Annotated in this window: 21 protein-coding genes; 14 read left to right on the top strand and 7 right to left on the bottom strand. The window is 68.3% G+C overall.

All coding sequences use genetic code 11. The features are described 5' to 3' along the window. Positions 1-47: 47 nt before the first annotated feature. Entirely contained in the window at positions 48-632 is a 585-nt protein-coding gene (locus tag ACIA8C_RS10650; RefSeq protein ID WP_397133180.1) for a TetR/AcrR family transcriptional regulator, read from the top strand. 1 nt (position 633) lies between these two features. Here ACIA8C_RS10650 and ACIA8C_RS10645 read toward each other — a convergent pair whose 3' ends face one another. Then, a complete protein-coding gene (locus ACIA8C_RS10645) occupies positions 634-972 on the bottom strand; it encodes a cupin domain-containing protein (RefSeq protein WP_396995011.1) in 339 nt (112 codons plus the stop codon). A gap of 64 nt (positions 973-1036) precedes the next feature. Here ACIA8C_RS10645 and ACIA8C_RS10640 point away from each other — a divergent pair, with 64 nt between their 5' ends. After that, positions 1037-2461: a PLP-dependent aminotransferase family protein gene (locus ACIA8C_RS10640; RefSeq protein ID WP_397133179.1), complete on the top strand. Its 1425-nt coding sequence runs from the start codon at positions 1037-1039 to the stop codon at positions 2459-2461. A gap of 12 nt (positions 2462-2473) precedes the next feature. Here the strand turns inward: ACIA8C_RS10640 and ACIA8C_RS10635 are convergent, their stop codons facing one another. Then, positions 2474-3448 carry an NAD(P)H-dependent flavin oxidoreductase gene (locus ACIA8C_RS10635; protein ID WP_397133177.1) on the bottom strand — a complete coding sequence of 325 codons (975 nt, stop codon included), beginning with the start codon at positions 3446-3448 and terminating at the stop codon, positions 2474-2476. A 342-nt stretch (positions 3449-3790) separates the two neighbouring features. Here ACIA8C_RS10635 and fadD5 point away from each other — a divergent pair, with 342 nt between their 5' ends. The 3 genes from fadD5 (at position 3791) to ACIA8C_RS10620 (ending at position 6571) form a co-directional block, all read left to right on the top strand. After that, positions 3791-5395 (top strand): fatty-acid--CoA ligase FadD5, encoded by a 1605-nt coding sequence (fadD5, locus tag ACIA8C_RS10630; protein ID WP_397133175.1) that lies wholly within the window; start codon positions 3791-3793, stop codon positions 5393-5395. Positions 5396-5423: 28 nt separating this feature from the next. After that, positions 5424-6029, top strand: a complete 606-nt coding sequence (locus ACIA8C_RS10625; protein WP_397133173.1) for a cysteine hydrolase — start codon at positions 5424-5426, stop codon at positions 6027-6029. Between the two features lie 119 nt (positions 6030-6148). Next, positions 6149-6571, top strand: a complete 423-nt coding sequence (locus ACIA8C_RS10620; RefSeq protein WP_397133171.1) for a hypothetical protein — start codon at positions 6149-6151, stop codon at positions 6569-6571. A gap of 73 nt (positions 6572-6644) precedes the next feature. Here ACIA8C_RS10620 and ACIA8C_RS10615 read toward each other — a convergent pair whose 3' ends face one another. Next, a complete protein-coding gene (locus ACIA8C_RS10615) occupies positions 6645-7610 on the bottom strand; it encodes an MBL fold metallo-hydrolase (RefSeq protein WP_397133169.1) in 966 nt (321 codons plus the stop codon). A 165-nt stretch (positions 7611-7775) separates the two neighbouring features. Between ACIA8C_RS10615 and ACIA8C_RS10610 the strand changes: the two genes are divergently transcribed. The 5 genes from ACIA8C_RS10610 (at position 7776) to ACIA8C_RS10590 (ending at position 16180) form a co-directional block, all read left to right on the top strand. Then, complete coding sequence (locus ACIA8C_RS10610) at positions 7776-8015, top strand: acyl carrier protein (RefSeq protein ID WP_397133167.1); 240 nt, start codon at positions 7776-7778, stop codon at positions 8013-8015. Next, positions 8012-12883, top strand: a complete 4872-nt coding sequence (locus tag ACIA8C_RS10605; protein ID WP_397133165.1) for a type I polyketide synthase — start codon at positions 8012-8014, stop codon at positions 12881-12883. Before ACIA8C_RS10610 ends, ACIA8C_RS10605 begins: the two co-directional genes overlap by 4 nt. Then, on the top strand, positions 12880-14586 hold the full coding sequence (locus tag ACIA8C_RS10600; RefSeq protein ID WP_397133163.1) for a fatty acyl-AMP ligase: 1707 nt from the start codon (positions 12880-12882) through the stop codon (positions 14584-14586). The genes ACIA8C_RS10605 and ACIA8C_RS10600 overlap by 4 nt, the downstream gene beginning before the upstream one ends. Before the next feature lie 74 nt (positions 14587-14660). After that, the gene (locus tag ACIA8C_RS10595; protein ID WP_397133804.1) at positions 14661-15038 is read left to right on the top strand and encodes a hypothetical protein; all 378 of its coding nucleotides are present in this window, start codon (positions 14661-14663) and stop codon (positions 15036-15038) included. Then, positions 15035-16180: a cation:proton antiporter gene (locus ACIA8C_RS10590; RefSeq protein ID WP_397133161.1), complete on the top strand. Its 1146-nt coding sequence runs from the start codon at positions 15035-15037 to the stop codon at positions 16178-16180. The genes ACIA8C_RS10595 and ACIA8C_RS10590 overlap by 4 nt, the downstream gene beginning before the upstream one ends. A 3-nt stretch (positions 16181-16183) precedes the next feature. Here ACIA8C_RS10590 and ACIA8C_RS10585 read toward each other — a convergent pair whose 3' ends face one another. From ACIA8C_RS10585 to ACIA8C_RS10575, 3 genes are all read right to left on the bottom strand, one after another. Beyond that, positions 16184-16603, bottom strand: a complete 420-nt coding sequence (locus ACIA8C_RS10585; protein WP_397133159.1) for an RNA-binding S4 domain-containing protein — start codon at positions 16601-16603, stop codon at positions 16184-16186. Positions 16604-16606: 3 nt separating this feature from the next. Continuing rightward, entirely contained in the window at positions 16607-17239 is a 633-nt protein-coding gene (locus tag ACIA8C_RS10580) for a C40 family peptidase (RefSeq protein WP_397133157.1), read from the bottom strand. A 406-nt stretch (positions 17240-17645) separates the two neighbouring features. After that, a complete protein-coding gene (locus ACIA8C_RS10575) occupies positions 17646-17924 on the bottom strand; it encodes a hypothetical protein (RefSeq protein WP_396994999.1) in 279 nt (92 codons plus the stop codon). A 159-nt stretch (positions 17925-18083) separates the two neighbouring features. Here ACIA8C_RS10575 and ACIA8C_RS10570 point away from each other — a divergent pair, with 159 nt between their 5' ends. The 4 genes from ACIA8C_RS10570 (at position 18084) to ACIA8C_RS10555 (ending at position 23429) form a co-directional block, all read left to right on the top strand. Beyond that, the gene (locus tag ACIA8C_RS10570; protein ID WP_397133155.1) at positions 18084-19265 is read left to right on the top strand and encodes an AAA family ATPase; all 1182 of its coding nucleotides are present in this window, start codon (positions 18084-18086) and stop codon (positions 19263-19265) included. 163 nt (positions 19266-19428) lie between these two features. Further along, on the top strand, positions 19429-21384 hold the full coding sequence (locus ACIA8C_RS10565) for an acyl-CoA dehydrogenase family protein (RefSeq protein WP_397133153.1): 1956 nt from the start codon (positions 19429-19431) through the stop codon (positions 21382-21384). Positions 21385-21918: 534 nt separating this feature from the next. Continuing rightward, positions 21919-22884, top strand: a complete 966-nt coding sequence (locus ACIA8C_RS10560; RefSeq protein WP_397133151.1) for an alpha/beta fold hydrolase — start codon at positions 21919-21921, stop codon at positions 22882-22884. Between the two features lie 257 nt (positions 22885-23141). Then, positions 23142-23429, top strand: coding sequence for a hypothetical protein (locus tag ACIA8C_RS10555; protein WP_364725441.1), 288 nt, complete (start codon positions 23142-23144; stop codon positions 23427-23429). A gap of 154 nt (positions 23430-23583) precedes the next feature. On the opposite strand, the gene ACIA8C_RS10550 is transcribed toward ACIA8C_RS10555, so the two are convergent. Beyond that, positions 23584-24849, bottom strand: a complete 1266-nt coding sequence (locus ACIA8C_RS10550) for an acetyl-CoA acetyltransferase (protein WP_397133149.1) — start codon at positions 24847-24849, stop codon at positions 23584-23586. Positions 24850-25125: the final 276 nt, after the last annotated feature.

The raw sequence follows: 25125 nt of genomic DNA, 5'->3' as shown, positions 1-25125 counted from the left end.
CGGGACGGATTCGCGACATTTGTACGGGAGGCACATTGTCGTCGGAAGTGAAAAGGCTGACGGGCAGCACGGATCGCCGGGTACGGCGGACGAAAAGCCTGCTGCATCGGGCGTTGATCGAACTCATGCTAGAGCGCGGCTACGACCGAATCTCGGTGCGGGACATACTGCATCGCGCCGATGTCGGACGGTCCACGTTCTATGCGCACTTCCGGGACAAGGACGACCTGCTGCTGCTGAGCAGCACCGACTATCTGCGTGCGGCGGTCACCGCGCCGGGCACCGACGCCGGTGCCGACGCCGCGACGCCACTTGCGCCGGTGCGCACACTGTTTCAGTTGGCCGCCGCGAATCCCGAGGTGTACCAGGCCTTGCTCGGCCGCAAGAGTGGTGCCCTGTTGCTGCGGACCACGCGGGAAATGGTCGCGGAGATCCTCGCCGAGCGCCTTGCCACGCGGCTCGACATGGACGACGCCGAATTCGAGTCGACGGTGACCTTCCTGTCCTGGGGGGTGGTCGGCGTGCTCGGCGCGATCGCCGACGCGGATCCGCCGATGGCGCCCACCGAGGCGTACCAACGCCTGGAACGCCTGATCGGACCCGGCCTGTCCGGGCGGGTCCGATCACGCTGACTCAATTCCCGTACTGCGCGGTCTCCGGGCGCTCGATCAACAGGGTGTGCGCGGGCCGCTCGGCGACGGGACGGTGCCGAACACCCTTGGGCACCACGAAGAGTTCCCCAGGGTGCAGGGTGACCGGGTCGTGTCCGGCCAACTCGATCCGGAACGAGCCGTCCCAGCACAGGAACAGCTCGTCCTCGTCGTGCTGGTGCCACGGGAATTCGCCCGCCAGCTGAGCGACGCGAACGACGGTGTCGTTGACGACGGCCAGCTCGCGCTGCTGAAAGGGACCGGGCAGCCCGGCGACCACGTCCTTGATCGATACCGGACCGGTGATTCTTGCTGCTGTCATGGCAGTAATCGTGGAACGGCCGCCGTCGCGACGCCATGGCCAATCGGGCAGAATTGGTTTGGTTATGGATCCAATCAATGTCGCCGAACGCCTCGGCCGCTGGTCGGCGGGCCGTGGCGCGTTGTACGCGCTGCTGGCCGCGCGACTGCGTTGCCTGATCGATGACGGTGAGCTGCCCGCGGGCACGCCGCTGCCGCCGGACCGGGTGCTGGCGAGCACGCTGGCGGTGGGGCGCAGCACCGTGGTCGCCGCCTACGACCTGCTGCAGTCCGAAGGCCGGATCGTCCGGCGGCAGGGCAGCGGGACCAGGGTGGCCGGGGATGCGCTCACCAGGCCCGCCGAAACCACCAGTGCGCCGGTATTTCTCGATCTGCTCGAGCCGCGCGCGGACGTCATTCCGCTGGCCTGCGCGGCACCCGATGCCCCACCGGCGGAGCTGGCCGAGTGCTACGCCCGGATGCTGCCCGAGCTGGCCGCGACCACCGGCGATATCGGCTACTACCCGACCGGCCACCCCCGGCTGCGGCACGCCGTGGCCGAGTACTACCGGAACCGTGGTGTACCAACCTCTTTCGAGCAGATACTGATCACCACCGGTGGGCAACAGGCGCTTTCGCTGCTGGCCCGCTGCTTCCTGCAGCCGGGCGATCGGGTGCTGATGGAATCGCCGAGCTCGCCGCCCGCACTCGAAGCTTTTCGTGCGGAAGCGGCGGTGATCCAAAGTCTTTCACCTGGGCTGGCCGGGTTTGCCGCGGCCGCACACGATCATCGTCCCGCGCTCGCCTACGTGATCCCTACCTTTCAGAACCCGACCGGTTCGGTGCTCCCGCCGCAGGCACGCAGGCGGTTGGCGGAAACCGCGGCCGCGCTTGGCATTCCGCTCATCGAGGACGAGGTACTCGCCGAGCTCGGCTTCCCCGGCTTCAGCACCCCACCACCGCTGGCCGTCCACTCCGACGCGGTGATCACCGTCGGCTCACTGAGCAAGACGGTGTGGGGCGGCCTGCGCATCGGCTGGGTCCGCGCCGCGGCACCGACCATCGCCCGGCTAGCCCGCATCCGCGCGGTACACGACCTCGGCGGCGACGTCCCCACCCAGCTGGCCGCAGCCGAACTGCTACCACACCTAGCCGCCATCTGCACCCGACGCGCCCCCGAACGAAAGGCCAGGCACGACCACCTACGCGCCGAATTAGCCCGGCTACTGCCGGATTGGCACGCCCCCGCCGTCACCGGCGGTCAAACCCTCTGGATCCGTTTGCCATACGGCGACGGCACCTCCTTCACCCAGACCGCCCTCCGCCACGGCGTCGCCATCCTCCCCGGCAGCGGCCTGGACCCCACCGGCGCCAGCGAAACCCACATCCGCGTCCACTACCTACACCCCCCACCCACTCTCACCGAAGCAGCCCGCCGCCTCGCCGACGCCTGGCACACCTACCACCCACCCCCAATCCCCGTCCCCGCCCCGCCCGCCCTTGCCATGTAGACGGCGGGGTGATTACCGGATGACGGTGTGGGCCAGGCGGGCGGTGATGAGGGATTCGGCTTCGGCGACTATGCGGGTGATGAGTTCGTCGCAGGTGGGGATGTCGTGGATCAGGCCTTGGACCTGGCCTGCGCTCCAGATGCCCGCGTCCAGGTCGCCGTCTTCGAAGACGCGGCGGCCGCGGGCGCCTGCTACCAGGTCGCGGACGTCTTCGAAAGTGCCGCCTGCCTTTTCGATCTCGACGACCTTGCGGCTGATCTCGTTGTCGGCGACGCGGGCGGTGTTGTGCATGGTGCGGAAGATCAGCTGGGTGTCGCGTTCGGTGTGCGCGACGATCTGTTCCTTGACCTTCTGGTGCACCGCGGACTCCTGGGTGCACAGGAAGCGGGTGCCCATGTTGACGCCGTCCGCGCCGAGGGCGAGGGCGGCGACCAGGCCGCTGGCATCGGCGAAACCGCCGGACGCGATCATCGGAATGTCGAGCACCCGCGCGGCGGCGGGAATCAGGATCAAGCCTGGCACGTCGTCTTCGCCGGGGTGGCCCGCGCATTCGAAGCCGTCGATGCTGACACCGTCGACGCCGATTCGCTGCGCCTTGAGCGCGTGCCGCACGCTGGTGCACTTGTGTAGCACCTTGATGCCCGCGTCCTTGTAGTACGGCAGGAACGGCTCCGGATTGCTGCCCGCCGTCTCGACGATCTTGATGCCGCTGTCGATGATCGCCTGCACGTACTCGGCGTACGGCGGCGGGTTGATCGACGGCAGGATGGTGACGTTCACGCCGAACGGCTTGTCGGTCAGCTCCCTGGTGCGGGCGATCTCGCGGCGCAGGTCGTCCGGCGTCGGCTGGGTGAGGGCGGTGATGAAGCCGAGCCCGCCCGCGTTGGCGACGGCCGCGACGAGTTCGGCGCGGCCGACCCACATCATGCCGCCCTGCACGATCGGATGTTGCACGCCGAACGTCTCGGTGAACCTGGTCCGCAGCATTGCGCTCTCCTCTTGCCTCGCGCGGGCGTGCCAGTTCGCCCGAAGACCTGAATGGTGACACGAGAATCCACTCGGGTTCAACCCATAAGTAAGCCGACATTCGCATCGGCATAGCGATCACCAGGCCGTGAAGCCTCGGAGCGAGCGTTCGATTCTGCCGCAAAATCGCAGTTGAAGCCGCATTTGTCAGATCAGGTGCCGCTGCGGTCGGATTAACGACGGTTCATCTACCAATCCCTTGCCGACCGGCTAAGTTAGTTGATATTCTGCGCTCAGTTCAGCCCGTCACAGCTGTTGGCCATCCCGGCGGACACGAGTGGCGGTCCGAGAGGAGTTCGTGGCATGACCACCGGTGTACACGGGGGACGGCAGCCGGCGGGGTTGGCGAGCACTTCGCTCGACGAGCCGCTCAGGTCGCGGCGCAATCACTGGAACAACCACGTCGCCGTGCACGCGCAGATGCGCCCGGACGCGGTCGCGCTGCGGTTCCGTGGCGCCGACACCACCTGGCGCCAGCTGCATGAGCGCTCGCTGAAGTTCGCCGACGCGCTCGCCCGCCGCGGTGTCGGCTTCGGCGACCGGGTGCTGATCCTCGCGCTGAACTACCCCGAATACGTGGAGGCCGTGTTCGGCATCAACGCGCTCGGCGCCATCGCGGTCCCGGTCAACTTCCGCCTCACCCCGCCCGAGGTGGCCTACATCGTCAGCGACAGCGGCGCGAAGGCGATCGTCACCGACACCATGCTGCTGCCGCTGGCAACCGCCGTTCAGTCGCAATCCGACACGCTGGAAACATGTTTCGTGATCGGTGGCCCGAGCGCGGACGGGGTGTTCGGTTTCGAGGAGGTGCTCGCGGAGGGCGGCGAGCCGCATACCCCGCTCGACATCCCCGAGGACACGCCCTCGCTGATCATGTACACCTCGGGCACCACGGGCAGCCCGAAGGGCGCGATCCTGTCCTACGCGAACATGAATTCCCAAGCGCTGACGGTCATTCGGGCGCTCGCGACCGAACAGAGCTCGATCGGGTTCTGCACCTCACCGCTGTTCCACATCGCCGGACTCGGCAGTCTCGCACCGTGTTTCCTGCTCGGCGCGAAGACCGTGCTGCATCCGCTCGGCGCGTTCGACGCCACCGAATTCCTCGACGCGATCGAGCGCGAGCAGGCGACGAGCGCGTTCTGCGTGCCGGCGCAGTGGCAGGCCATCTGCGCCGAACCCAGGGTGAAGGAGCGCAAACTCGCGCTGACCGCACTCAGCTGGGGTGCCGCCCCCGCCTCCGACACGGTGCTGCGAGCGATGGCCGACTGCTTCCCGAACGCGTTCAACGTGGCGGTGTTCGGGCAGACCGAGATGTCGCCGATCACCTGCGTGCTCGACGGCAAGGACGCGCTGCGCAAACTCGGCTCGGTCGGCAAGCCCATCCCGACCATTCAGGCCAGGGTCGTCGACGACGAGATGAACGATGTCGCGCCCGGTGAGATCGGCGAAATCGTCTATCGGGGGCCGACTCTCATGCAGGGTTATTGGAACAAGCCCGAGGCGACGGCGGAGGCGTTCGCCGGCGGCTGGTTCCACTCCGGCGACCTGGTCAGCCAGGACGAGGAGGGCTTCGTCTGGGTGGTGGACCGCAAGAAGGACATGATCATCTCCGGCGGCGAGAACATCTACTGTGCGGAGGTGGAGAACGTGCTCTTCGCGCACCCGAAGATCCGCGAGGCCGCGGTGATCGGCCGGGCGCACGAGAAATGGGGCGAGGTGCCGGTCGCCGTTGTCGCGCTCAACGGTCCCGAGGACGAGCTGACGCTGGACGAGCTGACGCTGTTCCTCAACGAGAACCTGGCTCGCTACAAGCATCCCAAGGATCTGGTGCTCGTCCCGGAGTTGCCGCGCAATGCCAGCGGCAAGGTCGTGAAAGTGCAACTGCGCAAGGATTATTCGTCCTGACCAGCAGCCCCGAAGGTAGGGTCGGGAGATGGCGATCCCTCGTATCCGCGCGGCCGTGCTCGCGTTGCACTGGCAGGTGAATGTGATCAAGCCCGAAGGCTTCTTCGGGCCCATGCTCGCGGCACCGGTCGCGGCCAGCGGGGTCGTCGCGCGCGCGGTGGACTTCCACGAAGCCGCCGCCGCACACGGTGTTCCGCTGATCTTCACCCGGTTCACCATCCCCGTCGGCGAGGGTGAGCTGGTGCGCAATACCGGCTTCATGCGGTCGGTGGGTGCGGCGCAGACCGAGTTCCGGCCGGATTCGCCTGGTAGTCAGCTCATCCCGGAGATGGCCGCGCAGGCGAGCGAGGTCTTCGACAACCAGAAGCTGTCCGGGCTGGCCGGCAGCAAACTGGCCGAGTGGTTCGCCGACCAGAGCATCGATACGTTGTTCGTCACCGGTGTCGCGACCAATCTGACCGTGGAGCAGACCGCGAGACACGCGACCGATCTCGGCTTCACCGTGCATCCCGTGGCCGATTGCACCGCCGCGGCCAGCACGGAAGCACACGAGGCGGCGCTGACCAACCTCGAACTGGTCACCGCTGGTTCGCTGGCCGCGGCGCAGGCGCTGACGTCGATCACCCGCCGCTGATCTAGGTCCGACGCGTGGCGCGGTACCAGAATGGGTACCGGCTACATGACCGCTACGGCCGAATCTCGGTGCGTCTTCGCCGATCCGGTCGCTTCGCCCAAAGATCAGGAGCCAACTCGGTGAAACCCGCCAACCTCGTGATAGTCGCCGCTACCGCCCTCGCGGCAGTGGCCGGCGCGACCGGCTGCGGCAAGGCCGCCACCGAGGACCACTCGGTGCACGCCATCGCGACCTCAGCCACCGCGGCGCCGCTGCACACCGCCAACGCGAGTAAGCAAGCACCGGCCCCCGTGGTGGACGACGTCGACTGCGGTCCGGTCACCGACGCGGGCGGCGGCACCCGCACCGTCATCGCCGTCGGCACCGCCGCGGGCCGCGTCGGCTGCACCGAAGCGATCAATGTCGCGACGACCTACGCGACCACGGTCAGCAATACCGACACCCAAACGATCGAGGGCTGGCAATGCAGCGCCCAGCCCGACCCCGCCACCCCGTCCAGCTGCACCAAAGACGGCTTGATCATCGGTCTGCGGGCCAGCTGAGAGATTGGTCAGCCGGCGGACCAGAGCAGCAGCATGATCCGGCGGCTGATCAAGACGCGCTCGACGCCGCGGGTCACCCGACCGCGCGGGCCAGCACGGCGTCGTAGTCGTGACTGGCGATGACCTCGATGTCGGCCGGGAGCGCGTGCAAGCGCTGAATGGTGCGGAACGCGGCGTCACGGTCGGCGTCGAAGAGATTGCCCGGCATCGGGGCCTTCTCCCGGATCAGCTTGACCTGCAAAGTGTTCCAGACCGCGTCGCCTGCCAGCAGTACCCGGGTGCCGTCGTCCACCGCGAGCAGCACACCGATGCTGCCCGGGGTGTGCCCCGCCAGGTCGACCAGGATGACGGCGCCGTCGCCGAAGACGTCGTGGCTGCGCGGAAAGGTGAGCACGGGCGGACCGTCGAGTTCCACCGGCGCGACGGACTGGCCGCGCAACGGTTCGCGAACCACGCCGATCGGCGCTGTGCCGCCCCGCATGGCCCAGTCGTATTCCACCGCCGGAACGCGGAGTTCGGTCGAGTCCGGCAGCTCCAGCAGGCCTGCGACGTGGTCCCAGTGCAGGTGGGTGGCCAGGGTGAAGTCGATATCGGCGACCGCGAGGTCGCGGGCCGCGATCGCGTTGCTCAGCCCGAGCACCGGCTTGTCCGGCGACACCAGTTTGCCGACGGGAAAGGGATGCCCCGGCAGCACTCGCGCGTGCACGTCAGCGCAGATGGCGGGATCGACGAGAAATCTGGCCTTCGGATGCTCGACCAAGAACGCACCCATCGACATCGGCAACTCGCGCAAACTGCGCACGCCCTCGGCGACGATGAAGGCCGGCGCGGACATGGTGGCCTGCGGCAGCGCGGTCAGCCGGACCGTCGCGGTGGCCTTCGGGGCGGGCGCGACGACCAGGCTTGCCAGAAACGCCTGGTCGGGGCGACGCGGCCGGAGCAGGCGGGCCGGCGTCGCGGCCAGTGCGGCGCAACAGCGCACCAGCGTGCCGAGGGTTCCTCGCCGTCCATCGGCCAGCCGTGCGGGGTTTTCGCTCACCCGGCAACGGTAAGCGATGGGCCTCGTCGGCGCAGCGGCACGCGGGCCACGCAAAAGACTCTTCTCCATAGTGCGATATCTCGGCATAATCGCGGGGGGTGTACCTGGGTGGTCGAGACGAGCCGCCGCTTCGGGGGTAGTGCGTCTGGGATGGATCGGAGCTCGATGGTGCGCAGTCGTGCGGCGCTGACGACCACGGCGGTAACGGCCGTGGCCGAGCTCCTCGGCGTCGACGCGACCGCCGTCTGCACCGACGCGCCGTTTTCCGATCTGGGCCTGAGCTCTACCCAGCTGGCCCGGCTGACGGCGCGGCTCGAGGATGCCATGGGTGTCGAGGTCTCGCTGACCGCGATCTACGACTACCCCGACATAGATCAATTGGTCGAGTATCTCGCGATGCGATGACCGGGATATCCATCGTCGGGATCGGCTGCCGGGTACCGGGAGCCGAGGGCGCCGACGAATTCTGGCGGCTGCTGCTCGCGGGCCGCGACGCCACCGGAGCGCCACCGGCCGGGCGCCTCGGCACTAGGCGCGGCGGATATCTGGACGGCCTCGACGCGTTCGACAACGAGTGGTTCGCGATCGCCGACCGGGAGACCGCGCTGCTCGACCCGCAACAGCGGCTCGCCATGGAGGTCGCGGTCGAGGCTCTCGATGACGCCGGGATCGGTTACCGCGCAAAGGGTTCGGGTGCGGCGGTAATCTTCGGCGCGGGCAGCTATGACCACGGCATCGCCGTGCTCGGGCGCGACGGATTCGACGCGCACTACGCGGTCGCGGGTTCCGCGCTCAGCCTCATCGCCAACCGCCTGTCCTACGTGCTCGATCTGCGCGGGCCGAGCCTGGTGCTCGACAGTGCGTGCTCCTCGTCGCTGGCCGCCGTCGACCTGGCGGTGCGGCTGCTCGCCGACGTCGCGGTGCCTTTCGCGATCGTCGGCGGTGTGCATCTCACGCTGCTGCCACACGCTTCGAACTACCTGGCGGCAGCCGGATTGCTGGCGCCGGATGGACGCGTCAAACCGTTCGACGCCACCGCGGACGGCTACGCGCGCGGCGAAGGCTGTGCCGTAGTAATTCTGCAGCGCACCGAAGACGCGGTGCGCGAGGGCAACCGGGTGTACGCGGAGATCGCCGGGACAGCGATCGGTTCGGATGGGCGTTCCAACGGGCTGCACGCGCCGAACGGTCGCGCACAGCAGGACACGATGCGCGTCGCCTGGTCACGCGCCGAGCTCGAGCCGCGGACCGCCGGATATTTCGAATGCCACGGCGCCGGAACGCCGGCGGGCGACGCGGTCGAGGTCGGTGCGCTGTCTGCCGTTATCGCACATGACACTTCGGCGAGCACGAAACCGATCTGGATCGGCTCGGTGAAGCCCAACATCGGGCATCTGGAAGCCGCCTCAGGCGTCACCGGCCTGATCAAGGCGGCGCTCACCATTCACCACGGTGTCATCGCGCCCACCCTCGGATTCCGCACCGAGAGCCCGCTATTGAAGCTGACCGAACGCGGCCTGCGGGTGCCGACCGCACCCGTCGACTGGAGCGCGGTGCCGCTCGATGAACGCCGCGCCGGTGTCAGCTCGTTCGGCTTCGGCGGCACCAACGCGCACGCGGTGTTGCGCGGTATCGATATCCCCCGGGTTGTCCGCGGGGACGACCCGCCGCTGTTGATCCCGGTCAGCGGCCGCGACGCCGCGGAACTGGGCGCCCAGGCCCTTCGGTTCGCCGACCGGCTCGCCAACAGCGTTGAGTCGCTGCGCGAGTTCGCATCCGCCGCAGCTCGATTGATGCCTGAGCGTACTCGGGCCTGTGTGCTGGTGCGCGACCGTGGTGATGCGGTGCGGCAGCTGCGGGCGCTCGCCGAGAACGATTCGAGCACGGCGATCGGACCGTCGGCGACGCGGCGGCGCGGTGGGGTGTTGTTCCTGTTCGCCGGGCAAGGCGGACAGCATCTCGCGATGGGGCGGGCGCTCGCGGCGCGACACAGCGCTTTCGCCTGCGCCGTGGCCAAGGCCGCCGACGCGATCGTGACGGCAGGCGGCCCGCGGATCTGGACACCGCGGCACGGCTTCGCGCTGGCGGCCAATGGCAGCTCCGGAAACGGCTCGCACGCTATGCCATTCGCCTATCCCGCGATCTTCGCGTTCCAGGTGGCAATGGCGGAGTTGCTGGCGGCGTGGGGCATTCGGCCCGACGCGGTGGCCGGGCACGGACTCGGCGAAATCGCCGCGGCCGTCGTCGGCGGTGCGCTGTCGCTGTCCGACGCGGCACTGATCGTGGTGCGGCGCGGCAAGATACCGGCCGCACCGGATGGCACGCTGACGATGGCACTGCTGGAAGCGGCACCGGAGGAGGCGGCGAAGCTGGTGGAGCCGATGCGCACGCAGGTGGGCATCGCGGCGGTCAACGGTCCGCGGTCGGTGCTCGTCGCCGGGACACCGCGCTACATCGATACGCTGGTCCGGCGGGCCAAGCGGCGAGCTATGCCCGCGCTGCGGATCGCCGACGACGCCACCGCGTACCGCCCGCTGGTCACCAGCGTGCCAACGGAATTCGTGGAAGCGCTCGCGGTCCTGCAGCCGATGCCGCCGCACACACCCGTGTATTCCACGGCCCGCCAGGCAGAATTGATCACCACGGCGGCCATGGACGGCGCCTACTGGGTCGAAAACGCCTCGGGAACAGTCGAACTCGCTGCCGCGCTGGAACACGCCGCCGCGGACGGGGTGTCGACCGTGCTGGAGATCGCACCGCATCCGCTGCTGGTCGACGCCGTGCGGCAGTATCCCGGGTTCCGCGACGCAACACACCCGGTGGCAACTCGCGACGACGAGGCCGGCGGGTTCCTCACCTGCCTGGCCCGGCTCCAACTGGAAGGCCGACCGGTCGACTGGTCCGCGCAAGGCCCGTTCCGCACCGCGCCACGGCGCGCGTGGCGCAAGCGCCGGTTCCCCTTGATCACCGGCACCGCGAAACCGGAAGACGCCGAATCCGGCTTTCCACCTGAGGATCTCACCGATCACGTGATCAACGACGTGCCGACCGTGCCCGCGACGTTCTGGCTGCGCAGGCTGCTGTATCTGGCGCGCTCGGAGACCGGGGCAGCGACGACGCTCACCGATTTCGTGGTGCACGAACGCACCAAGCTGTCGGCGTTGCCGGAGGTGAGCTATCGCAGGCACGGCGACGGAAGTCTGCGGGCGGAAGTCACGGCGGCCGCGGCGCTGGCTTCGGCCCGGCCGGCCGGTGACCCCACACCCGCGGATATCGTCGCGTGGATGCGGGTGGTGGATGCCAATCGGGCTGGGCGGCACCGCATGCGGATGATCGCACCCGCCGCCTTTTACGCCGAACTGCGCGGGCTGCGGTTGGCGTACGGTCCGCGTTTCCAGGTGCTGCGCGGCATCGCGATCGGCCAGGATAGCGCGATCGGTCAGTTCGATGTCGCCGAATTGCTCCGCACCGCAACGCTGGACGGCTGCCTGCAGCTACTCGCCGCCACAGTCCTCGACGACCTTCCCGCTGCGGTGATCCCGCTGCCGACCGGCATCGGATCGGCCTGGCTGTCCGCCGAACCGAATCGGACCGTGCTCGAGGCGCACGCGTTCCTGCGCGAGCGCACGGCCACCGGGCTCACCGGCGATGTCATCGGTACCGACCAGCACGGCGTGCCCTGCCTCGCGCTGTCCGGCGTGCGCATTCGGTTCGCCGGACCTAATCCGCCCGCTCGGATCGTCGCGGCACCGCGAGCTGCCGATCGCCCCGCACCCTTCCGCCAGGAAAGCTGGCAAGCACCCGAACCCGAGTTCCTCGACGCGCCGGATGGCCGGATTGCCGAACGTGCCTTGGTGATCGGCGAATCCGAGCTGGCCATTCGGTTGTCCGACGCGCTCGCGGTCATCCTGCCCACCGACCGGCTGGCCCGCGAACCCGACGCCGCGCGTCCCCTCATCACCGCCTTGCCCATCGGACAAATCGGCAACGCACGCACCGCGGTCGTTCTGGTCTGGCCGACCGAAATGGACTCGGCGGCAACGAACTCCGGCCCCATCGGGCCGGGCCGGAGCGCCGCCGCGACGGCAGGCCGCGTCCTCGACCTGCTCCAGCGGGTGCACGCCGACGACGGCACCGCCTCCTTGACCATCGTGCTGCCCGCACCCACCGTGCCTGACCCTCAGCGACGTGATGCCGATGTCGTCGCCGCCCCGCACGCGATCGCCGGTCTGGTGCGGTCACTGCAGCTCGAATCCCGCCGCGTGGTCCGCCTGATCTGGGTGGACGCGGACACCAGGAGCCTCGCGCCGCTCGGTCGACTCATCGCGAAGGTACCGGGGCCGACGCGCACGTTCCCCGACGAATTACGGTTCTCCGCAGGCGATCTCGCCGTCCGCCGCTTCATCCCCGCGCGGCTCCGCTCGACCCCGGCCACCATCGACGCCACCGGAACCTACGTGGTCACCGGCGGATTGGGTACGGTCGGCGCGGTCGCGGTGCGCTGGCTGCTCGACAGCGGTGCCCGCGACGTGGTGGTACTCACCCGCGCGCCCCGCCCGGTGCCGCCGCTGCTCGACGGATGGGAGGACCGGATCGTGGTGGTCCGCTGCGATGCCGCCGACCGGCGTGATCTGGCCAACGCGCTCAACGACATCCGCGCCTGCGGCTCGACCATTCGCGGCCTCGTGCACGCGGCGGGCAGCACGGCGGACGCCGCCTTCGATGCCATTACGCCGGGGCAGCTGACCACACTGTTCGCGCCCAAACTGACCGCGGCGAGCAACCTGATCGACCTCACTTCGGCCGATCCGACCGACTTCATCCTGCTGTTCTCCGCCGCCACCGGCGCGCTCGGCGGGCCAGGCCGCGCCGCCGAGGCCGCCGCCAATGCCGCGATGGACTCCCTCGCATCGGCGTATCCGGGGCGCGGCGTGCTCAGCATCGGCTGGGGCCGGTGGACAACGGGTTCGGTGGCCGGGGCGCCCGCTCGACAGGCGGGTATCGCCGCGTTCGACACTCGCTACGGTGCCGCGCTGCTGTCGGAGGTACTGCGATATGCCGGGGCGTACCTCTCGGCAGTGGACTACACCCCAACGGCCGACACCTCGCCGATGGCGACGCGGCTGTCGAATCTCCTTGCCCCCATGAGCACTTCGTTGAACGGCGGGCGGCTGACACCAGCACCAGGCGCCGGCCCGCCGCCGAACATCTCGATACCGCCGCTCGATCCGACAGGCCCGCTCGTCGTCGCACACACCGGCGAGGCCACATGACATCCGGCAACAGTCTCGCCACCAGGATCGCCGAGTTGGCCGCGGCCCGGCCGGACGACATCGCCTACACCGAGCTGCGGTACCGCATGCACGAGCGACTACCCGTCTCCATCACCTACGCCCGCTTGCATGCCGCCGCGGGCGAACTCGCCGAGCGCGTGCGCGACGGGAGCGCGCCCGGCGACCGGGTTGCCATTCTCTGTGCACACGGACTCGACTACGCCGTCGCGTTTCTCGCTTGCCTGTACAGCAATCGCATTGCGGTGCCGTTGTTTCCGGCGGCGGGCACCCGCAACAAGGAACGGCTGCTCGCGGTGCTCGCCGACGCGCGACCGACCCTGGCCTTGTTGTCGCACGGCGACTCCGCCAGTGCGTCCGTGCTGGGTCCCATGCTCGGTCAGGTCGCCGAGCTCGCCGCGGATGTCACCGCCCCGTCGGCGGATTCGACCCAACCGGTCATCGATCCACTCCGCGCCGAGCTCGCCTATCTGCAGTACACCTCGGGCTCGACGCAGTCGCCCGCGGGCGTCCGGGTCACCCACGCGAACCTGACGACGGCGCTGGAACAACTGCGGCAGGCACTCGAGCCGGGCAAGCCCATCCTGACCTGGCTGCCGTTCTTCCACGACATGGGCCTCATCCTCGGCATGTCGCTGCCGCTCTACTGCGGCGTGCACGGCTTGACCATGTCACCCGCGGAATTCGCGAAGCGGCCGATCCGGTGGTTGCGCGCCGTGAGCGACTACCGCGCGGGCATTACCGGCGGACCCAATTTCGGTTTGGCCCTCTCGGTTTCGGCGACAACGCCGCAAGAGCGAGACGGGCTCGACCTGTCCGGGCTCGACATGCTGCTCAACGGCTCCGAGCCGATCCGGCCCGAGGCGCTCACCGAATTCACCGAGACCTTCGCCGCGTACGGCTTCCGGCACCGCGCGCACACGCCAGGCTTCGGCCTGGCCGAGGCGACGCTCACTGTGACCATCTGCGATTGGCGCGACGAACCCGTGGTTCGGCGCTTCGACCGCGGCGCGCTCGCCGAAGGCCGGGCGGTGCCGCCCGCCGAGGAGCAACCGCTCGGCGGCACCACGCTCGTCGGCTGCGGCGCACCGGTCGGCCAGGATGTGCGCATCGTGCACCCGGTGTCCTGCGCCGAGCTGCCCGCAGGCCGGGTCGGCGAGATCTGGGTCGCGGGCGCGAATGTGTGCGACGGCTACTACGGCAGACCCGACGCCACCGCCGAGGCTTTCCACGCCACCCTGCGCGGCAGCGATGCCCGCTGGCTGCGCACCGGCGACCTCGGTTTCTGGTGCGACGACCAGCTTTTCATCGCGGGGCGGCGCAAAGACGTGATCGTCGTCGACGGCCGCAATCACTTCCCCGGCGACATCGAGGCGACGGTCGAGGCCTGCGCCGCCGAGATCCGGCCTGGGCATGTGACGGCGTTCGGACACGACGACGGACGCCGCGAAGACCTGGTCATCGTCGCCGAACTGAGAATCGTCGAAGCCATCGAGCCCGCCGAACTCTCGGTGCTCGCCCGCCGGATCCGCACCGCGGTCGCGGCCATCCACGAGGTGATACCGGGCTCGGTCATGCTGGTCGAGCCGGGCCGTATCCCCAAGACCACCAGCGGAAAGCTGCGCCGGGGCGAATGCCGGGCCCGCTATATCGCCGGTCAGCTCGACCCGGTGGCGATGATCTGAGCGCGCCCGAAACACCGTCGAGATCCCGCTGATCCGGGCCGCCGACCGCGATGATGAGGCGCATGGCGACCGACATCATCACCGTGAAATGGAAAGACGCGCCCGAGGACCACGACTATCCGGCAGCCGCCGACTACCTGGAGTTGCTGGCCGGGCCGAAGGTGGTCAGCGCCGTGGTCGACGACCTGCGCGCGGGCCCCATCGTGCACAAGAAGGCCAAGGACATCCTGCGGGCCGCCGGGCTCGAGCTGCTGCCGCCGGAGAATCCGCATGTCCGGCGGGACTTGATCAAGATCAATAACGGTAAGGCGCTGTCGCCGATCCTGCTGGTGCGCGGCGATTTCCGGGTGGGGGCGCCGATGGTGATCGCCGACGGCTACCACCGGGTCTGCGCGATCCACTGGGCGGATGAGAACATCGCCATTCCGGCGAAGATCGCCGCCATGCCGTGACCTTCTCCACCCTCGCGCTGGTCCTCGCGCTCGGCCTGTGCGGTCCGCTGCTCGCGCTGCGCAGCTCGTGGCACGTGCCGGTGATCCTCGGCGAGGTGATCGCCGGAATTGTCTTCGGCGCCACCGGGTTCGGCGTGCTGCACAGCGCTGACCCGATCTTCACGTTCCTCGCGGACATGGGGTTCGCGGTGGTCATGTTCGTCGCGGGAACCCATGTGCCGGTGCGGGATCCGTCGGTCCGGTCCGCGCTCGGCGTCGGCGCGATCCGCGCGGTGTTTGTCGGATTACTCTCTGTAGCAGCGGGATTCGCTATCGCGCACTGGTTCGATACCGGTCACGGTGCCATGTACGCGGTGTTGCTCGCTTCCTCCTCGGCGGCGCTGGTGCTGCCGATCATCGACTCGCTCGGGCTGCGGGGCCAGCCGGTACTGGCACTGACCGCACAGGTCGCGATCGCCGACACCGCCTGCGTGGTCGCGCTGCCATTGGCGATCGACCCCGGTCACGCGGGCCGAGCGGCGCTCGGCGCCCTTGCGGTCGCCGCCTGCGGAGTCGTGCTCTTCGCGCTGCTGCGCTGGCTGGCGGTGTCCGGGGTGCGACGCCGGGCGCATCGGTTGTCCGAGGACCGCAAGCTCGCCCTCGAACTGCGAGTGAGCCTCGCCGTGCTCTTCGCGCTGTGTGCCGTGGCCACCCAGACCCGCGTGTCGATCATGTTGGCTGGCTTTGCCACCGGCCTCGCGGTGGCCGCGATCGGCGAACCGCGCAGGGTGGCCCGGCAACTCTTCGCGATCAACGACGGCTTCCTCGGACCGCTCTTCTTCGTCTGGCTCGGCGCTCGACTCAACCTGCGCGATTTCGGCGAACACCCCAGCCTCATCGCGCTGGGTCTGGCGCTCGGCGTCGGCGCGGTGCTCGTCCATCTGGTGCCACGGCTGATCGGTCAGCCGGTCGGCTACGGCGCGCTCGCGGCGGCACAGATCGGTGTTCCGGTCGCCGCGGTCACCGTGGGCACGGAATTGAAGGTGCTCGTTCCTGGAGAGGCGGCGGCGCTGATGCTCGGCGCGCTGTGCACGATCGCCGCGGCCGCGGTGGCGGCAAACCGGCTGGCCGCGCGGGCCCCAGCGAAAGAGCCAACCACGTAAGGCTCAGTCTTCGGTGCGACCGAGGAGGCGATCCGTCTCGCGCCGTTCGCGTTTGGTGGGTCGGCCGGAGCCACGATCGCGGCGCGGCAGGGTGGCGAGGATCTCCCGGGAGGGCGGCGGCGGGCTGCGATCGATCAGGCATTGCGCGGCGAGGGGAGCGCTGACGCGCTTGGTGACGATCTGCTCGACGATCACGATGCGTTCGATGCCGCCGATCCGGATGCGCACCTCGTCGCCGGGCTTCACCGACTGCGCGGGCTTGGCGGCTACGCCGTTGACGCGAACGTGGCCGCCCCGGCAGGCCTCGGCGGCAGCGGATCTGGTTTTGAACAGGCGCACGGCCCAAGTCCATGAATCGACTCGGGCCTGCGTCGCGGTGCTCTTGTTTCCGTTCGCACGGATGCCGTTTTCGGCGGGGGTCACTCGTTAGACGATACGGCGTGCGGTGACGATGTCGCCCTGGCGGAGCGGGGTGTAGGAGACGGGCGAGCCGGACTGAACGGCATTGAGCAGCTTGCCGTCACCCGCGTAGATGCCGACGTGGCCGCCACCGTTGGTCACGACGATGTCGCCGGGCTGCAGGTTCTGGAAGGCCACCGGAGCGCCGACGTGCGACTGCTCGAAGCTGGTGCGGGGGAGTTCGACGCCGGCCTGCCGGTAGGCCCACTGGACCAGACCCGAGCAGTCGAAGTTGGATGGTCCTGCGGCGCCCCAGGAGTACATCGCGCCGACCTTGGTCTTGGCGGCGTCGAGCGCGATATCGCTGGCACTGGGTGCGGGGTTGAACAGGCCGGGCATGTTCGGCGCGAAGTTCGGGACGCCGGGCGCCGCCTGCTGCGGTGCGCCGGGAACCTGCGCGTTCGGCATGGCCGACACGGCCTGCTGGATCTGCTGATTGAGTTGCTGGACGGGCGCCTCGTATTCCTGCGGCACAGGAACATCGAAGTTACCCAGTCCGGGGAGGTTGATGGTTGCCGCCATCGCGGGGATCGCGGGCATCGCGCCGGTTGTCGCGGCCACCGCGCCCATGACGAGGGCACCCTTGACGGAATTCGGCAAGCGCGAATCCCGCTGCATGCTGTGTTTACCCACCGAGCTACGTCTCCGATCTTCGTACTCTCCCGCCGACCGGTGAGCGACCAGTAAATGGCCGCAAGGAATCACCCAGTCGAACACTGTGGGTGTTCCCGGCACGGCAGGCGGGAAGATGGCCCCGACGGCCGCTAAGGCGGTAACTCCGTGGCGCCGCTTCTCTTTCGAAACGACAGGACTCCACTAAGTCACGAAGAGATTACGATGCCGACGCGGTGTTGTCCAGCGCACAGACCTGGTAGTTTTCCGATCCCGACAAACTCCCTGGACGATCGCCCGGAATCTCGACACGCCCACCGGGTCACGACACGATATCGGCGAATAAGTGTCTGTTACCAATAGGTGGCAAATGTCCGAATCGTCCGCTGGGAATTCAGGATTCGCGGCCGTTCGAGGCCTCGCCGTCGCGTTCGGCGAGCGCTTGCTCGAGGTCGCCGATCCGGCGCCGCGCGTCGGCGAGTCCCACTTCGAGCTGACCGAGCGCCATCACCAACGGCCCGACCGCGAGGTCGGCGACCAGCTGCGGATCGTCATAGCCGCGCTCTATCGCGACCAGGATGTTGTCGCGGATGCGTCGCGCCACCATCGCCCCCGGTGGCACGTTCCAGGATTCGACCACCTCGGCGGTGGTCGGGGTGGGTTCGTCGGACATGACCCTCCGATACTCGCTGGAAACGCCACCAGCGTAATGACTTCCGTGCCGATCTCAACCGTGCGAGAGCAATCGTGCAATATCGGCCGCTAGCAATATCTAGGACACGCCGTAGATTTCGACAGATTTCGCGGACATCACGCGCTACGGTGTTAGGGCATGGACCCCGTGCGGAATCCGTATGCTCCCGGAGCCGGACAGCGCCCACCCGAATTAGCCGGGCGCGACAAGCAACTCACCGCTTTCGACATCGTGCTGGAGCGCATCGCGCGCGGCCGCCCCGAACGCAGCGTCATGCTTACCGGCCTGCGTGGCGTCGGAAAAACGGTGCTGCTCAATCAACTTCGCTCCACTGCCATCTCGCGCGGCTGGGGCACCGGCAAGATCGAGGCGCGGCCCGATCAGGAACTGCGCAGGCCGCTGTCCTCCGCGCTGCACATGGCGGTACGCGCGATCGCGATGGCACATCCCAATTCGGAGCGGGTCGACGACTTCCTCGGCATCCTCAAGGCTTTCGCGCTGCGCGCCACCGCGGACAAGGGGATGCGGGAGCGCTGGCAACCCGGCATCGACGTGCCCGCGGTCACCGGCCGCGCGGATTCCGGCGATATCGAGATCGATCTGGTGGAGCTTCTGGTCGAGGCGGCGGCGCTGGCCAGCGAAATCGGCGTCGGCATCGCGATTTTCATCGACGAGATGCAGGATCTCGGTCCCGCCGACATCTCCGCGATCTGCGGCGCCTGCCACGAGTTGAGCCAGGACACCGCGCCGCTCATCGTCGTCGGCGCCGGCCTGCCGCACCTGCCCGCGGTGCTGTCCGCGTCGAAGAGTTACTCCGAGCGACTGTTCAGTTATCACCGCATCGATCGACTCGACCGGGATTCGGCCGACCTCGCGCTGATCGCGCCCGCCGAGCGCGAGGAGGTGAAGTTCACCGATGAGGCGCTGGATGCGCTGTACCACAAGGCGGATGGCTATCCGTACTTTGTGCAGGCCTACGGCAAAGCGGCCTGGGATCAAGCGCCGGAGAGCCCGATCTCGGCCGAGGACGTCGAGGTGGCCGCGCCGACCGCGGAGGAGGAATTGGCGGTCGGCTTCTTCGGCTCCCGCTACGAACGGGCAACGCCGGCCGAGCGAGAGTACATGCGCGCCATGGCCGATCTGGCCGGCGACGACGGCCCGGTGGCCACCTCGGCGGTGGCCAGCGAACTCGGCCGCAAGCCCGCCTCGCTCTCGCCTGCGCGCGACGGACTGATCAAGAAGGGCCTGATCTATTCGGCCGAGCGCGGCACCATCGGATTCACCGTCCCGCACTTCGGTCGCTACCTGCGCAGCGTCTGAGTCCGAAAAACAGACAATACGAACACCGGAAGATAACCGCCTATTAGCTTGCCTACCAAGATCATTAGAGATCGATAGAAATCAATCGACCTGCAGCCCTACCGGCCGGTAACTAAAGTTCTTACACTCGAATGTGATCCTGATCACGTCCGAGGAGGACATCATGGCGACAGCCGCGAAAGTCGACGCCACCGAAGAACAGGCCCGCGCACTTGTCGAGGAATCTCGCGAAACCACCTGGGCCAAACCATCGTTCGCGAAGGAGATGTTTCTCGGCAGGTTCCGGCTCGATCTGATCCACCCGTACCCCCAGCCGGGGACCGAAGACGCCGCCCGCACCGAGGCCTACCTGGCCAAGCTGCGCCCGTTCTGCGAAGCCATCGACGGCCGGGTGATCGAGGCCGCGGGCCGGATTCCGGACGAGTACGTCAAGGGGCTTGCCGAGCTCGGCTGCTTCGGCCTGAAGATTCCGGAATCCTATGGCGGACAGGGGCTTTCCCAATTCGGCTACAACCGCGCGCTGATGCTGGTCGGCTCGGCCCACCCGAGTCTCGGCGTGCTGCTCTCGGCGCACCAGTCCATCGGCGTGCCCGAGCCGCTGAAGCTGGCGGGCACCGACGAGCAGAAGGCCGAGTTCCTGCCGCGCTGCGCCGCGGGCGCGGTGAGCGCTTTCCTGCTCACCGAGCCGGACGTCGGTTCCGACCCGGCCAGGATGGCGAGCACCGCGACGCCGATCGAGGACGGCACGGCTTACGAGCTCAACGGCGTCAAGCTGTGGACCACCAACGGCGTGGTCGCCGAGCTGCTGGTGGTGATGGCCAGGGTGCCCAAGAGCGAGGGGCATCGCGGCGGCATCTCCGCGTTCGTCGTCGAGGCCGATTCGCCGGGCATAACGGTGGAGCGGCGCAACGCCTTCATGGGCCTGCGCGGCATCGAGAACGGCGTCACCAGGATGTACAACGTGCGAGTGCCGAGGGCCAATCTCATCGGCCGCGAGGGCGACGGCCTGAAGATCGCGCTCACCACCCTCAACGCGGGTCGGCTCGCCATCCCGGCGCTGTGCACCGCGTCGGCGAAGTGGTCGCTGAAAATCGCCAGGGAGTGGAGCACCGAGCGGGTGCAGTGGGGCAGGCCGGTCGGCGAGCACGAGGCGGTCGGTCAGAAGATCTCCTTCATCGCGGCAACCACGTACGCGCTGGAGGCGGCACTGGACCTGTCCGCCGCCATGTGCGACGAGGCGCGCAACGACATTCGGATCGAGGCGGCGCTCGCCAAGCTCTGGGCCAGCGAAATGAGCTGCACCATCGCCGATGAGCTGGTGCAGATCCGCGGCGGGCGCGGCTACGAGACGGCGGCTTCGCTCGCGGCCCGTGGCGAACGCGCGGTCGGCGCCGAACAGCTGGTCCGCGATCTGCGCATCAACCGCATCTTCGAGGGTTCCAGCGAGATCATGCGGCTGCTGATCGCCAGGGAGATGGCCGACGCGCACATGTCCGCGGCGGGCGCGCTGGTGGACCGCAACGCCGAGTTCAAGGACAAGGCGAAGGCCGCGGTCGGCGCGACCGGCTTCTATGCCAAGTGGTTCCCGCAGCTCGCGGTCGGCTCGGGCACCGTGCCCGCGACTTACACCGAATTCGGCACGCTGGCAAAGCATCTGCGCTTTATCGAGCGCAGCGCGCGCAAGCAGGCCAGGTCGCTGATGTACGCGATGGGCCGCTGGCAGGCCGGGCTGGAATACAAACAGAACTTCCTCGGCCGAATCGTCGACATCGGCGCCGAGCTGTTCGCGATGTCGGCGGCCTGCATGCGGGCGCAGTCGCTGCGCACCGCGAACGCGCCGGAGGCCACCGCGGCCACCGAACTCGCCGACGCGTTCTGCAAGCAGTCCAAGGTCCGGGTGCGCAGGCTGTTCGACGCGCTCTGGGACAACACCGACGACGACGACCGCACCCTCTCCCGCGGCGTGCTCACCGGCCGCTACACCTGGCTGGAGGAGGGTGTGTTCGATCCGAGCGAGGGAACCGGCCCGTGGATCGCCGAATGGCAGTTGGGCCCGTCGACCGAGGAGAACCTGCTGCGGCCGTTCCTGCCATCCACCCGCAGCCACTCGGCACCCTGACCGAAGACGGTCGGCCGCTCACCGGGCGTCACGTTGTCGACAGACGTGGCGTCCGGCGGGTGCCGTCATCAGCTCAATATTCAGCTGAATCGGCAAATCGCTAGATAGCAGTAGATTTCTATGACGGGGCGAGATCCCTACTCGGTAGCCGAATCTAGGGGACTCTAGGAAATCTGATCGGGAGCCCGATATTCGGCAGGCGACGGCCGATCATCCCTCTCTACCGAAATCTAGCGCCAGACCAACAAACCCTTAGATTGCCGCATCTTCCAGGACACCTGATCTCGCACGGACATGGGTAACTCACCGGGTACGAGCCGACCCACCCAGAGCCCCGACCGCCGGTCGCCAACGCGGCCGTAGTGGCACCCAAGCCTGGCCTGAATACGCGGAGAGGCGGATGAGCAGAGGCGGAACAGCATCGGTTGGACAACTTGTGCATAACACCGGGTATGGGCTGGTAACGCAGCGGAAATGTATATCGACAACCGGGCAAGAACGCTCCGCAAGGATGCACCCTCCTAGGAGGACGTCATGTCCACGACGATCGCCCGCTGCGCCGCCGATTACGACGGTCACCGTGTCACGGTGCCGGCCGAGGACGGTGTCCCGATCTCGGTGCGCACGTTCGGCACCGAGTCCGCGTCCGTCACCGTGGTGTTCGTGCACGGGCACTGCCTGCGCACCGAATCCTGGTTTTTCCTGCGTGACGAACTGCTGCGGCAGTGGGGCGCCGAGACCAGGATGGTCTTCTACGACCACCGCGGCCACGGCGAATCCGGCCAGGCTCACCCGTCGACGTACACCATCGACCAGCTCGGCCGCGATCTCGACACCGTGCTGCGGACGGTAGCGCCGACCGGCCCGGTGATCCTGATCGGGCATTCGATGGGTGCGATGGTCGTCCTCGCCTACTCGCGGCAGTTCCCCGAGACGATCGGCACCCGGGTCGTCGGCGTCGGCCTGATCGCGGGCGCCGCGAACGGTCTCACCGAGGTTGGCCTCGGCCGGTTCCTCAAGCGCCGCGCGGTGCACTCGCTGCAGGTGGCCGTCGTCCGCGCGCCGCGGGTGATGCAGGGCTCGAAGCGGCTGTCCCGCAGGATCTTCGAGCCGATCATGCGCGCGGCGAATTCCGGCACCAGGCGGGTGAATCCGCGGATGGTCGCGGTGGCAACGGCCATGCTGAACGACACGCCACTGCTGACCATGTCGAGCTTCCTCGCCTCGCTGATCGCCTTCGACGAGACCGCGACGCTGCACCGGCTCGGCACCATCCCGGCGCTGGTGCTGGCGGGCACGGCGGACATCGTGGTGCCGTTCGCGCATTCGGTGGTGCTCGCCTCGCAGCTGGCCGGTTCGCAGCTGGTGCCGCTGGAGGGGGCCGGGCACAGTGTGATCTTCGAGCGGGCCGAGGAGGTCGCGCTGTCCATCGTCGGACTGGTGGATCAGGTGGTCGCCGGGATGCGCGGGCAGGGGCCGGAGTACGCCGTCGCCGGATGAATGCTGGGCGGCCCGGCATGACCGAAGTTGACCAATCGGTGGTTCACACCAAGCGCGACGGGCGACTCCGAGCAACACTTGGGCGAACTGCCGAAGATTCGCAGCTGACGAGCCAGATCTGAATTCTTTCTGTACTGTGTTAAAGATCACGTTGTGTGGTGAGTCACACGGCTTGGTGCAGCGCGCTTCCAGGCAGACCATGGAAGTACCCGTTACCCACCGAGTTCGCAGGTCTGTCAGGAACACAGGAGGTATCGATGACACGCAGCGAAATCGCGGAGCTCCGCTACACGGTCGGCCAGCTCCGGCAATCCATCGGCGCACTGCGGTCGCACTACGGTGACGCCAATATGGTGCGGCGGTTGGAGAACGACCTCGAGCGGCTCGTCATCGACGCCGACGAGCTCGAGCAGTCGCCGCCGCCGGAGGTGCGTCGCCGCCCGCAGGACACCATCTACGTCCCGGACAGCAAGTCCGACGAGGCGGCCTGGATGGGTGCGCAGGACGAGGGCCTCGGCTTCCACTCACGCCCGCGGACCGAATAACGCAGGACTGAACTTCGCGGGCCCGCTCCGTGCCGGCGGGCCCGCGATTTTGTACGTCCACCCCAGACCGAGGTTGGCCTTCGGTCGAACCGCAGTCAGGACCGAGGTGCCCCTTGGTCGGATAGATGGGGCCTTCGGTCGGTGAGAAGTGGGGTCAGGCGCGGTGGCGACCTAGGCGGCGGGCGGGGCGGGCGCCGTGGAAGCGGGCGCCTCGTGGGGTCTCGACTACAGGGCCGGAGCCGGCCGATTCGAAGAGTGCGGCGATGCCGTGGTCGTGGCCGAGAGCGATGGCCTCCAGGCCGTAATTGCCGCCGGTGCGGGACAGTTCGTGCAGCATCGTGGTCATGATCCGCAGGCCGGTGGCGCCGACGGGATGCCCGAGGGCGATGGCCGAGCCGTTCACGTTGAGCCGGTCGGTCGGATCGAAGTCCCATTCCCGGGCCAGCGCGAGCACTTCCACCGCGAAACCCTCGTTCACCTCGACCAGATCGATGTCGTCCAAGGCGATCCCGGCCCGGCCGAGCAGCTTCGCGACGGCCGGAGCAGCACCGAGAGTCGCTGTCGCCGAATCACATCCGGCCGCGGCCCAGCCGACGAGGTACGCCATCGGGACCAGACCGAGATCGATGAGGCGGTCCTCCGCCACGACGAGACAGGCCGACGCGCCGTGCCGGTGGGCGCTCATGTTGCCCGCGGTGACCACACCGTTCACGAGCAGCGGTCGCAGCGCGGCCAAAGTGTAGGTCGACACGTCGTCGAGTAGGCCCTCATCACGCAGAATCCGATGTCCCCCAGTGCCTTCGAGGCCGGGGTCGGTCCACCCCGGCTCGTCGACCACGCCGACCGGAATCACCTCGGCGGCGAAGGCGCCCTGCCGCCAGGCGCGCGCGGCCTTGCGATGGCTGGCCACCGCGAACTGGTCGGCTTCGATCCGGCTGATGCCGTAGTGACGGGCCAGCTCCTCGGCGTTCCGCAGATCGGTGCCACCGGCCGATTCCTCATGGCGGGCAACGGCATTCGCCGCGCACTCAACACCGCCGGCCACTACCACGTCGGCCGCGCCGGTCTGCACCATCATGGCCGCGGTGATCACCGCCTGCAGGCCGCTGCCGCAGCGTCGATCGGTCAGAAACCCGGGCACGGCGAAGGGGAGACCTGCGCCGCGCGCGGCCGGGGGGACGGCAGGAGGCGGAGCCGACGGGGTGGGTAAGCGCAGCCTGCTCAACGCCGGGCCGGTGGCCAGACCACCGTCGAGGTAGGCCATCGCGACATCCTCGATGCGCATCGGGTCGATTCCGGACCGGTCGATCACCGCCGACAACACCGTCGAAGCCAGCCATTCCGGCGGCATGCCGGACAGCGCACCCCCCTCGATCCCACTCGGCGTACGCACCGGCGCAACGATCGCGGCTCTTCTCATCGTGGGCTCCTTCCCCCGGCCGAACACCGCGTCAGATCAGCGGGGCTCGCGGGTTCCCCCGTGGTGTCGCAGGCCGCCGGGGCCTACCTCGCACGCCGCGGGCGGTGTGGGTATCAGCGCACGTCAGCGGGCACATCTGGAGGAAAGAGGACCACAAATATGTTGCCTGCGTGTGACAATCGGCGCGTCAGTATTTCGACTTCAGGTTTCGTTTAGCCGGACAGTCCTCGAATGCCGTTCCGGTTTAGTCGAGTTCGAAGAGGTTGCGGTCGGTTC

The sequence above is a fragment of the Nocardia sp. NPDC051321 genome, assembly GCF_044455225.1.
Lineage (GTDB): Bacteria > Actinomycetota > Actinomycetes > Mycobacteriales > Mycobacteriaceae > Nocardia.
Note: the sequence above shows the minus strand (reverse complement) of the source record. Positions and strands in the feature narration are given on the sequence as shown.

Excerpts from the sequence above, each read along its gene's own strand:
- ACIA8C_RS10645 (WP_396995011.1), bottom strand. The coding sequence starts at position 972 with ATGACAGCAGCAAGAATCACCGGTCCGGTATCGATCAAGGACGTGGTC.
- ACIA8C_RS10640 (WP_397133179.1), top strand. The coding sequence starts at position 1,037 with ATGGATCCAATCAATGTCGCCGAACGCCTCGGCCGCTGGTCGGCGGGC.
- ACIA8C_RS10635 (WP_397133177.1), bottom strand. The coding sequence starts at position 3,448 with ATGCTGCGGACCAGGTTCACCGAGACGTTCGGCGTGCAACATCCGATC.
- fadD5 (WP_397133175.1), top strand. The coding sequence starts at position 3,791 with ATGACCACCGGTGTACACGGGGGACGGCAGCCGGCGGGGTTGGCGAGC.
- ACIA8C_RS10625 (WP_397133173.1), top strand. The coding sequence starts at position 5,424 with ATGGCGATCCCTCGTATCCGCGCGGCCGTGCTCGCGTTGCACTGGCAG.
- ACIA8C_RS10610 (WP_397133167.1), top strand. The coding sequence starts at position 7,776 with ATGGTGCGCAGTCGTGCGGCGCTGACGACCACGGCGGTAACGGCCGTG.
- ACIA8C_RS10605 (WP_397133165.1), top strand. The coding sequence starts at position 8,012 with ATGACCGGGATATCCATCGTCGGGATCGGCTGCCGGGTACCGGGAGCC.
- ACIA8C_RS10600 (WP_397133163.1), top strand. The coding sequence starts at position 12,880 with ATGACATCCGGCAACAGTCTCGCCACCAGGATCGCCGAGTTGGCCGCG.
- ACIA8C_RS10575 (WP_396994999.1), bottom strand. The coding sequence starts at position 17,924 with ATGTCCGACGAACCCACCCCGACCACCGCCGAGGTGGTCGAATCCTGG.
- ACIA8C_RS10570 (WP_397133155.1), top strand. The coding sequence starts at position 18,084 with ATGGACCCCGTGCGGAATCCGTATGCTCCCGGAGCCGGACAGCGCCCA.
- ACIA8C_RS10565 (WP_397133153.1), top strand. The coding sequence starts at position 19,429 with ATGGCGACAGCCGCGAAAGTCGACGCCACCGAAGAACAGGCCCGCGCA.
- ACIA8C_RS10560 (WP_397133151.1), top strand. The coding sequence starts at position 21,919 with ATGTCCACGACGATCGCCCGCTGCGCCGCCGATTACGACGGTCACCGT.
- ACIA8C_RS10555 (WP_364725441.1), top strand. The coding sequence starts at position 23,142 with ATGACACGCAGCGAAATCGCGGAGCTCCGCTACACGGTCGGCCAGCTC.
- ACIA8C_RS10550 (WP_397133149.1), bottom strand. The coding sequence starts at position 24,849 with ATGAGAAGAGCCGCGATCGTTGCGCCGGTGCGTACGCCGAGTGGGATC.